General features: G+C 39.1%; 13 protein-coding genes. 2 read left to right on the forward strand and 11 right to left on the reverse strand.

Annotated features, from left to right (window positions below; genetic code table 11):
- The first annotated feature begins 138 nt into the window (after nucleotides 1-138).
- Nucleotides 139-2,079: a cell division protein FtsA gene (locus GM182_RS04335; protein WP_449185902.1), complete on the forward strand. Its 1,941-nt coding sequence runs from the start codon at nucleotides 139-141 to the stop codon at nucleotides 2,077-2,079.
- Here the strand turns inward: GM182_RS04335 and GM182_RS04340 are convergent, their stop codons facing one another.
- From GM182_RS04340 to GM182_RS04370, 7 genes are all read right to left on the reverse strand, one after another.
- Nucleotides 2,080-2,256 carry a hypothetical protein gene (locus GM182_RS04340; RefSeq protein WP_449185903.1) on the reverse strand — a complete coding sequence of 59 codons (177 nt, stop codon included), beginning with the start codon at nucleotides 2,254-2,256 and terminating at the stop codon, nucleotides 2,080-2,082.
- Between the two features lie 49 nt (nucleotides 2,257-2,305).
- Complete coding sequence (locus GM182_RS04345) at nucleotides 2,306-2,503, reverse strand: hypothetical protein (RefSeq protein WP_449185904.1); 198 nt, start codon at nucleotides 2,501-2,503, stop codon at nucleotides 2,306-2,308.
- Nucleotides 2,504-2,620: 117 nt separating this feature from the next.
- Entirely contained in the window at nucleotides 2,621-3,958 is a 1,338-nt protein-coding gene (locus tag GM182_RS04350) for an acetyl ornithine aminotransferase family protein (protein ID WP_449185905.1), read from the reverse strand.
- Nucleotides 3,959-4,065: 107 nt separating this feature from the next.
- Nucleotides 4,066-5,274 (reverse strand): radical SAM protein, encoded by a 1,209-nt coding sequence (locus GM182_RS04355; RefSeq protein WP_449185906.1) that lies wholly within the window; start codon nucleotides 5,272-5,274, stop codon nucleotides 4,066-4,068.
- Nucleotides 5,274-5,954 (reverse strand): RsmE family RNA methyltransferase, encoded by a 681-nt coding sequence (locus GM182_RS04360; protein ID WP_449185907.1) that lies wholly within the window; start codon nucleotides 5,952-5,954, stop codon nucleotides 5,274-5,276. The genes GM182_RS04355 and GM182_RS04360 overlap by 1 nt, the downstream gene beginning before the upstream one ends.
- The gene (locus tag GM182_RS04365; RefSeq protein WP_449185908.1) at nucleotides 5,947-6,768 is read right to left on the reverse strand and encodes a 50S ribosomal protein L11 methyltransferase; all 822 of its coding nucleotides are present in this window, start codon (nucleotides 6,766-6,768) and stop codon (nucleotides 5,947-5,949) included. Before GM182_RS04365 ends, GM182_RS04360 begins: the two co-directional genes overlap by 8 nt.
- The gene (locus GM182_RS04370) at nucleotides 6,749-7,702 is read right to left on the reverse strand and encodes a LexA family protein (protein ID WP_449185909.1); all 954 of its coding nucleotides are present in this window, start codon (nucleotides 7,700-7,702) and stop codon (nucleotides 6,749-6,751) included. The genes GM182_RS04365 and GM182_RS04370 overlap by 20 nt, the downstream gene beginning before the upstream one ends.
- 42 nt (nucleotides 7,703-7,744) lie before the next feature.
- On the opposite strand from GM182_RS04370, the gene GM182_RS04375 reads away from it, so the two are divergent.
- Complete coding sequence (locus GM182_RS04375) at nucleotides 7,745-8,617, forward strand: ROK family protein (RefSeq protein WP_449185910.1); 873 nt, start codon at nucleotides 7,745-7,747, stop codon at nucleotides 8,615-8,617.
- A 4-nt stretch (nucleotides 8,618-8,621) separates the two neighbouring features.
- On the opposite strand, the gene GM182_RS04380 is transcribed toward GM182_RS04375, so the two are convergent.
- The 4 genes from GM182_RS04380 to GM182_RS04395 form a co-directional block, all read right to left on the reverse strand.
- Entirely contained in the window at nucleotides 8,622-8,915 is a 294-nt protein-coding gene (locus GM182_RS04380) for a hypothetical protein (protein WP_449185911.1), read from the reverse strand.
- Nucleotides 8,908-10,464, reverse strand: a complete 1,557-nt coding sequence (locus GM182_RS04385) for a B12-binding domain-containing radical SAM protein (RefSeq protein ID WP_449185912.1) — start codon at nucleotides 10,462-10,464, stop codon at nucleotides 8,908-8,910. The genes GM182_RS04380 and GM182_RS04385 overlap by 8 nt, the downstream gene beginning before the upstream one ends.
- 3 nt (nucleotides 10,465-10,467) lie before the next feature.
- The gene (gene ftsZ, locus GM182_RS04390) at nucleotides 10,468-11,637 is read right to left on the reverse strand and encodes a cell division protein FtsZ (protein WP_449185913.1); all 1,170 of its coding nucleotides are present in this window, start codon (nucleotides 11,635-11,637) and stop codon (nucleotides 10,468-10,470) included.
- Nucleotides 11,638-11,729: 92 nt separating this feature from the next.
- Complete coding sequence (locus tag GM182_RS04395) at nucleotides 11,730-12,425, reverse strand: hypothetical protein (RefSeq protein ID WP_449185914.1); 696 nt, start codon at nucleotides 12,423-12,425, stop codon at nucleotides 11,730-11,732.
- Between the last annotated feature and the right edge of the window lie 47 nt (nucleotides 12,426-12,472).

Consider the following 12,472-nt stretch of genomic DNA (forward strand, 5'->3'; position numbering starts at 1 on the left):
GTCAAAACTATTTTATAACAAAGTATGAATATGCAAAGAGGCATAGAGCGCACTTAATAAAAACGCAAATGTTATGCATAAGCCATAGTATATTTACTAACTTTTTCCAGTATCATTTAATTAGCGGAGGTGGATACAGTGGAAGATATTATTTTTACCATAGATGTTGGCACAAGAAAAATGGCCGCAATAGTAGCTCAAAAAGAAGAAAATGGAAAACTTAAAGTCTTAGGTAGTTCCTATAGAGTACATCATGATAGGGCACTTATCGACGGTCAAGTTGAGGATATAGAAGAAACTAGCAAACACATAAAACTTATTAAAGAAAAATTGGAAGAACGATTGGGAATAAAACTCAATAAAGTCAATTTAGCTGTAGCTGGTCGTGGTCTTAAAAGCATAAAAGTCAAAGATGGTATTGACATTGTGGGAGAAGAAGTCACAGCCGACGACATGAAACAAGCTGTTCTGCAGGCACTTTCCACAGCTCAGAAACAGTTCCCCTCCGCAGGACTTGTGGGATATAGTATTAACAATTATCTTATTGATGGATACATAACCCACAACCCCAAATACAGGATAGGAAGAAAACTTGAGGTTGAAATCATAGCAACTTTTTTACCGGAACAACCTGTTTACGCACTGATGAAATCAGCAGAACTCGCTGGACTAGAGGTTTCTTTTATTACTTTAGAACCCATTGCCGCAATTACATCTACTATCCCACCCGAAATACGATATTTTCATTTAGCGCTTGTAGATATTGGAGGCGGTACAAGTGATATCTCTATAAGCAAAGATGGAAAAATTGTAGGATACGATGTTATTCCTATTGCGGGAGATGAGATAACGGAAGCTTTATCAAATAGATATCTTCTCCCTTTTACAACTGCCGAGAGAATAAAAATAAAACTCTCAACAGAAAAAGAGATATCAACAAGAGATATATTAGGCAACAAAGTTTACATAACAAAAGAAGAATATATCGACACAATTAAACCTGTTGTGGATGAGCTAACCTCTCAGATAGCTGAAAAGATTTTATCTCTTGGCGGTAATGCACCTAGAGCTGTCATTCTTGTCGGCGGAGGCTCTCGAACACCTATTATAAGAGAAATGCTTGCAGAAAAACTATCACTTCCCCTTGAGCGGGTAGGGATACGTTTCCCTATGGGAAGAGGATTTAAGATTCTTCCTAGAAGACTAGCAGATCCAGCATGGGCTGTAGCTGTAGGAACAACTCTTCTGGCATCAGAACACCAAGGAGTTCCTTTAATAAAAGTAACGCTCAACGGAATTCCCATCAGCCTATTTAGCCTAACATCACCTACTGTTAAAGAGGCTATGGCAAGACTAGGACTATCATTAAAAACTTTTTACGGAAAACCTTCCCCTGGAACTGTTATTACCGTCGATGAAAAACTTGTGTCATTTCCCGGTATGATGGGAAAACCTCCACAGATTACGGTGTCAGGCCAAAAAGCATCTTTGGATACATATCTCTCAAATGGAGATGAAATATTGATTATCAAGGGAGAAGATGCTCCTATATATACCCCTCCTATCGAAGAAGTTTTATCGAAAGCTACCCCAAAAGTATATATTGATGAAAAACAAATAGATATACCATTTCAACTAAGAAATAGAGAACACCTTCCTGTATCAGAAATAGCTGATGGAGAAAATTATCTTCTTTATCCAAGTACTGTAGAAGAACTTATTTTGTTCCTAGAAAAGGAATACGGCAAACTAATACCCGCGAAAGATATCTCACCAGATTCCAAACTTGTCAATCTAAAAGAAGTATATCTGAAATCTATAAAAGACAATTTGCCAGATTCTACCGAAAAACCACAAGAAAGATTTTCAAATGTTGTTCATATCATAAGTCCCGTAGGCAATAAAGACATTCCATACACACCTGGTGACATTGTTGCATCCATACTATCTAAAGTACCCGATATAATTTCATCTCTAATGTCCGAAGGTAAAAAAATCACCATATACATCAACGGCACAAAGGCAGGATATTCCGCTCCGCTTCAGTCAGGAGACACAATAGAGTTGAAGCTAGAATAGTTACCATGTATCCCTACGCTTCCATACAGACCAAGCCCAGGCCATAATCACAGTTGGAGCAAAGAAGCTCATCCACAAATTGGCTGTCTGTTTACCAAAAAACACATCAAAGAAAGCATATATTATTACCAAAGCTATTAGAATCCACAACAAAACTCGTATATGTTCCCGAAGCATTACTATCACCTCACCAAGGGGGCCCCCGTCGGGGGCCCAAAAGATTAAGTTAAGCGTAAGTATCAAATCTATAAGGAGATTTCTGGGGCGTTTTAACTTGACTTTCTACAATAAGTTTCTGAATGAGCTCTTCTTGAGCAGCTGCTTGGTCTTTTACAATTTTCATAGCAATCTGTCTTTGCACGTCACCTGTAGCGGAAGCCTTAGACATCATTGCATAGGTATTTCCGACACCACCTATTTCCATAGCTACCACCTCCTCTATTAGGATAATCGGAAAAACCACAGAAAAGATTAGTTGAATTTGCCTACTAAAAATAAAAGGGGCAGAGATCTCTGCCCCTCATTTAAGGTATACAAAAATTTACTTCTTTGATACTTTTTCTCTTGCTGCTTTAATAGCCTCATCAAGGATTTCCACAGCCACATCAATATGGTCTTTGGTAATAATAAGAGGAGGAGACACACGAATAACACTATATCCACATGGCAGCATAATAAGTCCTCTATGGAATGCCTCATGCAAAACAGCATCTCTAAACTCAGAGTAATATTCTTTCGTCTCACGATCCTTAACAAAGTCTATACCGATCATAAGTCCCTTGCCTCTTACATCACCAATCTCCTCGTATTTATCCTGAAGTTCTCTAAGTCTTTTCAGAGTATATTCTCCAACTTCTGCAATCTGAGGCAGAAGTGGTTCAAGAACATCGATTGTAGCTAAAGCAGCTGCAACAGATACAGGATTACCACCAAATGTATTACCGTGTGCACCTGGTGGCCAATCCATAATCTCATCACTGGCAACAAATGCAGATATAGGCATACCTGAGGCAATACCCTTTGCCGTTGTCAAGATGTCAGGTTTAACGCCCCAATGCTCAATAGCATACCATTTACCAGTACGGGCTACACCACTCTGCACTTCATCGGTAATAAGAAGAATACCATACTGCTCCAACATCTTTTTTAATCTGGGGAAGAAATCCTCTGGTGGAACAATGTATCCACCTTCACCTTGAATAGGCTCCACAACAACAGCTGCAACATCTTCAGGGGGAGCTACAGTATGGAAAACCTTATCAAGGTATTCAAGTACAACATCTGTAACCTTCTCTTTGGGAACCCCAAATGGTGTACGATATGGATCAGGATATGGAATATGTACGACCTGAGGCATCATTGGAGCAAAATATCTTCTTTGAATAGCTTTAGAAGCAGTCAAAGCAAGGGTACCCATTGTACGACCATGAAAACCACCAAGGAAACCTATAACAATAGGTCTTCTTGTTTTATGTCTAGCAAGTTTTATAGCACCTTCAACAGCTTCTGTACCAGAATTTCCAAAAAATACTTTCTTCCTCTCACCGGCAACGGGAACAATTTCAGCAAGTTTCTTTGCCAGTTTTACCTGGATCTCATAGTAAAAATCCGTGCCACCAACATGAATAAGCTTTTGCGCTTGCTCCACAATAGCATCTCTGACTTTAGGGTGAACATGCCCTGTAGAGTTAACAGCAATACCAGCTGCAAGATCAAGGAATTTATTTCCATCGATGTCCCATAACCATACTCCCTCTCCCTTTTCTATCACAGCAGGATAATCTCTTGTGTAAGACGGAGAGATGTACAGCTTATCCTCCTCAACAACACGTTTAGCATTAGGTCCTGGAAGTGGCATTTTTATTTCTGGTCTTTCCATATAAATACCCCCTTTTTCAAAATTTACACGAATATTGTATCACAAACTGGGTATTTTTTAGAATATTCATTAAAATTTATGAGAAATATGCAACAACAAATGCATATCTACAGAATATTTGTTGCATCTATGGAGATCTCTTTTATGCCATAAAATGGTTCTGCATATTGCATATAAACATAGTTGTCAAATAAAACGCGGGGGTGCTTGCCATGTAAAAAGACAGCAGGTCTTTTTGTGCCCTTGATTTTCTCAATAAACGTATGCTTTAAAGATTCTCCAACATCACGAAGTATCCGGCCTCGCTCTTTAAGTACATAGGACGGTAATGGGTTTAAATGATAAGCAGGAGTACCTACTCGAGGGGAATATGGAAACACATGAAGTTTGTTAAACATATGTCTTCTTACAAATTCTACTGTTTTATGAAAATCTTCTTCTGTCTCCGTAGGAAATCCTACAATAAAATCACCACTAAGTCCAAACCCGGGGTCCATCTCTCTAACCGTTGAAAGATATTCATCAAGGATAGGTATATAATTCATCCTATTCATATCATTTAACACTTTACCACTACCACTTTGCACAGATATATGCATGTGATTGGCAACGCCGGGATGACTCCATAACGGGGTCAGAGAAAAAATTTTCTTATCAGGATATACACTAGAGATGCGTATACGCCCTCCAAAACGATAAGCCTCATCGGCAAGCTTTAAAAGCAAATATGATATGTCATGTACCCCATCAGTCCATAGCATAAGATTGATACCTGTAACAACCACCTCTGCGACTCCATCAAGCATAATCTTTCGCAACTCTTCTACTTTCTCTTCAAGGTTGTATGACACTACAGAGATACGGGTATCCCGTGAAAGACAGAATGCACACTGATAAGTGCAACCATCTTGAACTTTTAAAAATGCCCTACTGTGTTCCATAAGGTTAACCTTATGAGGTAAAGAAAGAGACACATCAAGCAATGTGGATAAAGTATCCTTTAATCTTATTACCTCATCATCTCTTGTAAAAAACATGTCATCAATAAGACCTTCCTCCAATAGTTCTCTACCCTTATGAACTGCTAAGCATCCCATAAGGAATATCTTGGCATTGGGATTTTCCCTTTTTATCTTTCTAATGAGTCTTAAACCTTCCCTTTCAGCTTTATGGGTTACCACACATCCTGCTATAATGTTAATGTCACCTATCTCACCTACGCTCACATTGATATTTGCATTCGCAAGAGCCGTTGTTATACGGGCAAGATCATATTGGTTAACCTTACACCCGAAATAAAAAACACCTACAGTCATCAAAGAACTCCTCCTATGTATGCAAGTATTGAAACACCAACAATGGCTGCTGTTTCGGCACGCAAAGTGCTCTTGCCCAAAGAGATTGGCATTGCTCCACTTTCCATCAAACCAGACTTCTCCTGAAGACTTAGACCTCCTTCAGGCCCCACAAGCACGGATACAGGGAAACGAACAGTTTGAGGTGATTGTCCTTCTATATCGAAAAATATATCTATATCATCATAGATGTCTTCCAGCTTTTGTGCTTCACGACATTGCGTTAGCCAGAAACGCCTGCGAACCTCTAGAGAAGAAGCCAATATAGATATGCATCGTTCCTTTTTATTATCAGACCATTTTCTTACTATGGTTCTCTCAGTAAATACAGGGGTTATACTTCTAACCCCTAACTCCCCTAACTTAGCAATAGCCCAATCCATACGTTCACCCTTAATAATAGGTAGATATACATCTATAGGAATCCTATCATCTTCATGATAAGAAACCTCTGTCAGCACAATGCGATGTCCCTGACTGCGAAGTACTCCCTCCGCATATCTGCCATCACCATCAGTCAAAGCTATCACGTTACCATCTTTCATACGCATAACCTTTAAAAATCTACGATAAAGAAACTTATCAAGTTCCACATAATTTTCATGCCACAGATTAGAAGGCACAAAGTATATATCAGCCACGCATTAGCACACCTACCCATTCACCCATCTGTTTATGGGTTATATAGCGGAATCCTGCCTTTTCATAGAGATGTAGAAAATCAGTAAATTGTTCCTTCAAAATACCAGATGCTATAAACAGTCCTGAGCCAACTGTTTCCTTCATGGGTACAGATATCTCAGATAAAATACTCCACACAAGATTAGCCATTACTACATCATATCCTTGCCCTCTGTATTTAAGAGCATCTTTTTGGAAAACCTGTATATTATCCAGTCCATTGATTGCTATATTATCCTGAGCCACCTCAACGGCAACAGGGTCAAGATCAAAGGCAAACACTTGTTTCGCTCCCAACCTTGAAGCAGCTATAGCAAGGATGCCACTACCCGTACCTATATCAAGTACTGTCTTATTTTTTACATTCACATCTGCTAATAACCGAAGGCATAATTGGGTAGTCTCATGCTCCCCAGTGCCAAAAGCAATGCCACTGTTAATATAAATGGGAAGAAAACCTTCTGCAAGTTCACTATCCTTTAGCCATGCAGGAATAATTTTAAAAGGTGGCACCTTAATAGGTCTATAATTATCTCTCCATGATTTCAACCAACCATTTTCTTCAACAGACGAACCTATCTTGATATCGGCAATCCATACATACGACCGCAATGTATCCTTAATAGCCTCCACCATCTCATCTTCAACAAATAATACAAAACGATGAGCACCATCTGTTCGTTCGATAAACCCTTCTGGGGCAATGGAATACAGGTATTCATATACATCTACCGGTAATTTATCATTGATAACATCAATTTCTATTTGCTTCATCATCTGTCTCCTCCAACGCCTTTTTAGCAGCCCACAATGTTTCAAATATTCGTTCAGGACTATATCGTCTGGGCCCAACAAGACCGATAATACCTTCAAGTCCTCTATGGGAATACCTTACAACCATTATCATCCAATCTTTAACAGCCCCATCGGTAAACTCCTCACTAAACATAATTGTCGGTTCACTTGTAGCAATCATAATACGCTCGTACCAATCATCCTTTTTCAGCTTTGTAATAAGATGCCTAATACGACCAGAAACATCTCCTTTATCAACAAGGTATTCTATACCGCTTTCCATAACTCTTACCTGCATTGCCCTATCAACAAGTTCGGCAAACCATGATGGATAAAGGTGTCTACTTTCATAGATATCCTTAAGATATCGCCCAATAACACTATTCTTTATATCATCCAAAGTTTGTGAAGATATCTGAGATTCATCTACAAATACTTTTACAAATTCCCCTGTTGAGAGTAACAATCCAACGATATATTTCTTATCAACCTTAGGAAACACCATATCAACGATAACAGCTTCGCTAGGCACGTATGTTCCCATACTCATTTCCCGCACAGAAGATGCTATCTCATCCACTACAGATCTAATTGCCTGAGCTGCCTCTCTAGCACTTAGTATGAGATTCTTGAATAGATGAACACTACTTTCATCCCACAAGGGAGCATAGATAAGATTATTGAAAAACCACCTATACGCCTTTACAGTAGGATATCTACCTGCCACCTTATAAGGATGCTCTAAAAAGCCCATATCCTCAAGAGCCTTAAGCTCCTTTCTGATCGTGGCACTACTCCACTTACCACCAATAGCATCAGCAATATCAGCTGACGCTACCGGTTCTCCCCAGTCCAGATACAATCTAATTAGCGTTGTGAGTATTTCACGCTGTCTCTGTGTTAAACTTTGCATAGGCATCACCTATTTAGATGATACCAAAAGGGGGAATGATATATGCCATTGGGTATAGATGTCGGAGGCACTAAAATAGCATACGGAGAAGTCGAAAACGGCACAATCATATGGAAAGAACAAATATCAACACCGGCATCTCAAGGAGAAATAATACAGACTCTAAAAACCATCATATTATCCTACAAAGGAAATCGTATTGGTATAGGTATACCCGGTCAGGTCAAAGACGGAGAAGTGCTATTTACCCCAAACATCCCTTTGTCTGGCATAAAATTAGCAAAGATCCTCCATCAAGAAACAGGAAAAGATATCTTTGTAGAAAATGACGCTAATGCATTTTTAATTGCAGAGGCACAATGGGGAGTAGCCCAAGGATATAAGAATATTATTGGTATTACATTGGGAACAGGGATTGGTGGAGCTATAATGATAAACGGCAAGATATGGCAAGGGATTCACGGTGCTGGCGCTGAATTCGGGCACATGTCTGTAATGGAAGATGGTCCCATATGTGGATGTGGAAGTAGAGGCTGCGTTGAGGCTATTGCCTCACCAAGAAGCATTGAAAAATGGGCTGAAATTGAAAAGCAATATGGGATGCCAACAATAATGGACAATATATCTATGGTAGAAATTATGGAACTAAAGGACAACGATACGCTGGCTAAAATAGCCTATGATAGATTTATAAGGTACATTGGAATGGCTGTAGCTAATCTCGCTAATATATTAGATCCGGAGGCAATAGTCTTTGGCGGAAGTGGGGTACTATCTTGGGACATATGGCAACAAGATGCACACGCTGTATATGAAAGAAGGGTGCTTCCCAGCCTAAAAGGCCAAATACCATGGCTAAAAGCCCGCTTCAGCAATAACGCCGGCATCATTGGTGCTGCGGCATTAGCTATATAATCAGCTACCGATAGTTATAGACATAAGCTGGATCTTTTATAAACACAAAGTCCTCTTTAGGGCTAAAGTAAATATCTTTGTAGAATCTGTCTTTATCGTCATTGGGCATTTTCATCCATAAGTATCCTTCTATCATTGTCAAAATGCGATCCACTACAATGTTATCCCTACCCTCTTCTGGCAATGAAATATACACTTCATGCTCTTCACGAAGACCTGTTAGTATATCTCTTATGTATTTGTTAATAAGTTCTCTTTGTGAAACATTTTCATCAAGTTCTATTGTTATGCTATACAAGAGAATCACCCCTTTCAACAAGTGATTTTACCATACAAGAGCCACAGTCTCCTTTACAACCTATAGGGTACTTACCCTGCAAATAACGAGCATATTCCACATCTAAGATAGCAGATGGATCAATATGCTTTAGACTTTTCCATGCCTTCATATCATTAGCCTCTTCCACCAGGTCCTTAAGAGATTCCCCCCTTACAACATATCTATACGCCAAATCACCCGAAAAACGAGATAATGCATACTCTTCAAATGCCTCTTTATACGATGGAAGAATAAGCTGCACAGGTAACTTATTCTTTCTAACTAACCTCTTCCATGCCAATATTTCTTTTTTTATAAATGATCTTTTAGGAAACTCAAGTTTTTCAAATGGTGTCCATGGTTTAGGCACAAGCACCGAAAACGAAATAGTCACCTTTAAACCTGAAACACCATCGATTGCCCTTTTTACAAATTCTACACCAGCAGCGGCATTATACTCTGGATCATCTCCAAGTCCCATAATAAAATACAACTTTATACTCTTTAAACCATTTTCCACTCCAGCTTTTAATAGAACATTGAGATGTTCCGGATCAACATCTTTGCCTAGTCTTTTCTGAAATTCCCTATCACCATGTTCTACAGCAAATGTCATACTTCGATTACCAGAGCTAGCAAGCAACGAAATAAGTTCGGGAGAAGACTCATTGACATGAAGAGAAGAGGGCACAGGTCTATATCCCATATTCAACACAGACTTTGCAACATCTATAGGCTGCTTATGAAGAGACAAACTGGCAGATACTAGTCCCACAGTATCTGTATCTATTTGCTTTGTTTGTAATATAGATACAATTTCGTCTGGAGAAAAGTGGCGAATGGGCCTATATGTGTATCCATAGACACAAAACCGACATCCTACATGACAACCTCTACCTATTTCAATAAGAAAAAAGTTTTCAAACACACTCTCTTTAGGAACAATAAGTGAATATGCGGGTTCACGAAGGTTTAATACTTTGTGAACAACAGCAGATCTATCACCAGGTCTTATAATCCATGGTGGCAACGGTTTATTAGATGAAATATGTTCAACAAGAGCATGTATAGCCTCTTCTCCATCTCCTACAATAACATAGTCAACATAATCATTTACAATAAAGGGATTGAAATATGTTGTAGCACCACCTAATACGATAAGTGGATTTGAAGGCAATTGCCTTACTTTTTTAAGAAATGGGATAAGACGGATAAGCCCACCCTCAAAAGGAAAAGATATAGCAATAATATCAAAGCTATCAAGTGGATACTCCTTTTCAAATGACCAGTCTTCCTCAAGAGACGAATCAAGAAATAATCTGTCAACCTCGAACCCTTCTCGCTGCCACAATCTCATAACATGTTGATAGCCAAGATTGGCCATACCAACACCATAATCACCTGGAAATACCATAAGAACTTTACCAACAAAAGAAGAGGGAGAAGTATGCTCTACATACTTCTCCCCCGCCAGTAATTCTTCCCGCCTTGCTCGTTTATTCCACTCTACATAGCTCTGTTTCGCCACAAACTATCCCTCAGGGAAAAACACATCTTCATCGCCCATATCTCGTGATCTACGTGAAGATGATCCTCTAGTATACCTCGATTTTCTTCTTGTGCGGCTAATAGGTTCAAGGCCTGCTGCAACAACAGTAATCTCCACTTCCTCTTCATCCATGGATGGATCCTCAACAACACCATACTTAAAGAGCTCCTCTTCTTCAATGGTAACCATATTGAGTGCATCCTTGATATAGTCCATAACACCATAAAACTCATCAAGGTCTATAACATCCATGTGTTTGACACGAACATTGACAAGCACAGACTTAGGCTTCATCGTGCTAAGGTCAATATCTAGAAGTGGCGAGTTAATGGCCTTTTCAGCAGCCTCTTTAACCCTATCTCCTCCCTGTTCACCTCTGGACTGCCCAAGACCGATGTAGCCACGACCTGCTTCGCTAAGAACAGACCTTACATCGGCAAAATCTACATTAATCGTACCAGTAGTAAAAATAATATCTGTAATACCCCTAACTCCTCTTATAACAACTTCATCAACAAGTCTGAATGCCTGTCCTAAAGAAATTCCCTTTCTATGATCTCTATATGCAACTTTAACCTTTTCATTGTCTATAACAATAAGAGCATCAACAAAACGAGCAAGTTCTTCCATGCCTTTAAGGGCAAGGGCGCGCTTTTTTCTGCCCTCAAACAAAAATGGTAGCGTGACAATACCAACAACAAGTGCTCCCTCATTTTTTGCAACTTCGGCTATTACAGGGGCTGCTCCTGTTCCTGTACCACCTCCCATACCGGCAACAACAATGACCATATCGGCTTTGTCTATAGCACGAGAGATATCTTCCTTACTCTCCTCTGCAGCTTTTTTACCTGTTTCAGGATCACTACCAGCACCGAGGCCACCTGTAATAGCTTCACCTAATCTTATGCGAACAGGAACCTTTTTAAGTTTACTAAGAACTTGACTATCTGTATTCATGGCAACAATGTTAATATAAGAAATATTCTGAGAAGCAAGAGTATTAACAATGTTACCTCCAGCTCCTCCAACCCCAACAATAGTTATCTGAGCCCCTCTACTCTCCTCTGCATTAGGAAAAGAACCAAATGAAGAGGACTGGGGCACTTTCTCTTCTCCCGTTTGAATTTTTTCTGCCTCGGCACCCAACACCACAGCCCCATACCTCCTTTATCGTTACATAAATACAACTTTCTAAGTTCTATTCTACTTGATATGATACCACAAAATACAATTTCGTTAAGTGTTTATGGGGTATCTTTAACGACTATAATTCTCCTATGTGTAAAGTCAACATATTTTCCTTCACTTTGCCATATTTTATCCCAGTATTTATCAACTCTCTCACAAGCCTCCAAATCATAAAGTGGAATAATAACAACTTTTTCAGTATTAGAAGAAGTGTAAGTCAACCGCGCATAGTTACCAATAATGTATACCTGCCCGGGTGTGCCTCTATGTTTAAAAAGCTGCTTACATAAAATAGACGAAGATATAAGATGTAAACCTTTTATTTCTATATCTGTTAACGCACCTGTTTTTGGTATATAAAATGTTTCAAGTCCCTGAGGGACATTGTCAAATGCGTCTATACGAAATGCCCTGTTATCATTTGACACATAATATACAGTGTCATCAGTTTTTACAGCAAATAACATGCTCGGTTCTGTTACCGAAACAGTTAAGACCCCCTTCCAGTAAGCAAATGATACTTTATCTATGAGAACATTTTTAGATTTAATACACTCAGCTACCTGTTTAGAGGGAATCTTCCATATAGCATCACTGCTAATACCACATATCGTTAAATATGTTTGCACCTTGCTTTGGGCAATATAATCTTTATTTAAATGCAACTCTATCCTGGAAACACTGGCAAAGGTTGGCATATATACCGGAAGAAATAATAAGCCACACAAAAAAACAACAATAATAAAAAGCACTAATATACCTCGTATCAATTTATTTTTATTATCTCGACTTTTTCCCC

The sequence above is a fragment of the Zhurongbacter thermophilus genome (assembly GCF_026184435.1).
GTDB lineage: Bacteria > Coprothermobacterota > Coprothermobacteria > Coprothermobacterales > JAADFF01 > JAADFF01.

Coding starts and splice junctions, on each gene's coding strand:
- GM182_RS04340 (WP_449185903.1), bottom strand. CDS start 2,256: ATGCTTCGGGAACATATACGAGTTTTGTTGTGGATTCTAATAGCTTTG.
- GM182_RS04345 (WP_449185904.1), bottom strand. CDS start 2,503: ATGGAAATAGGTGGTGTCGGAAATACCTATGCAATGATGTCTAAGGCT.
- GM182_RS04350 (WP_449185905.1), bottom strand. CDS start 3,958: ATGGAAAGACCAGAAATAAAAATGCCACTTCCAGGACCTAATGCTAAA.
- GM182_RS04355 (WP_449185906.1), bottom strand. CDS start 5,274: ATGACTGTAGGTGTTTTTTATTTCGGGTGTAAGGTTAACCAATATGAT.
- GM182_RS04365 (WP_449185908.1), bottom strand. CDS start 6,768: ATGAAGCAAATAGAAATTGATGTTATCAATGATAAATTACCGGTAGAT.
- GM182_RS04370 (WP_449185909.1), bottom strand. CDS start 7,702: ATGCAAAGTTTAACACAGAGACAGCGTGAAATACTCACAACGCTAATT.
- GM182_RS04375 (WP_449185910.1), top strand. CDS start 7,745: ATGCCATTGGGTATAGATGTCGGAGGCACTAAAATAGCATACGGAGAA.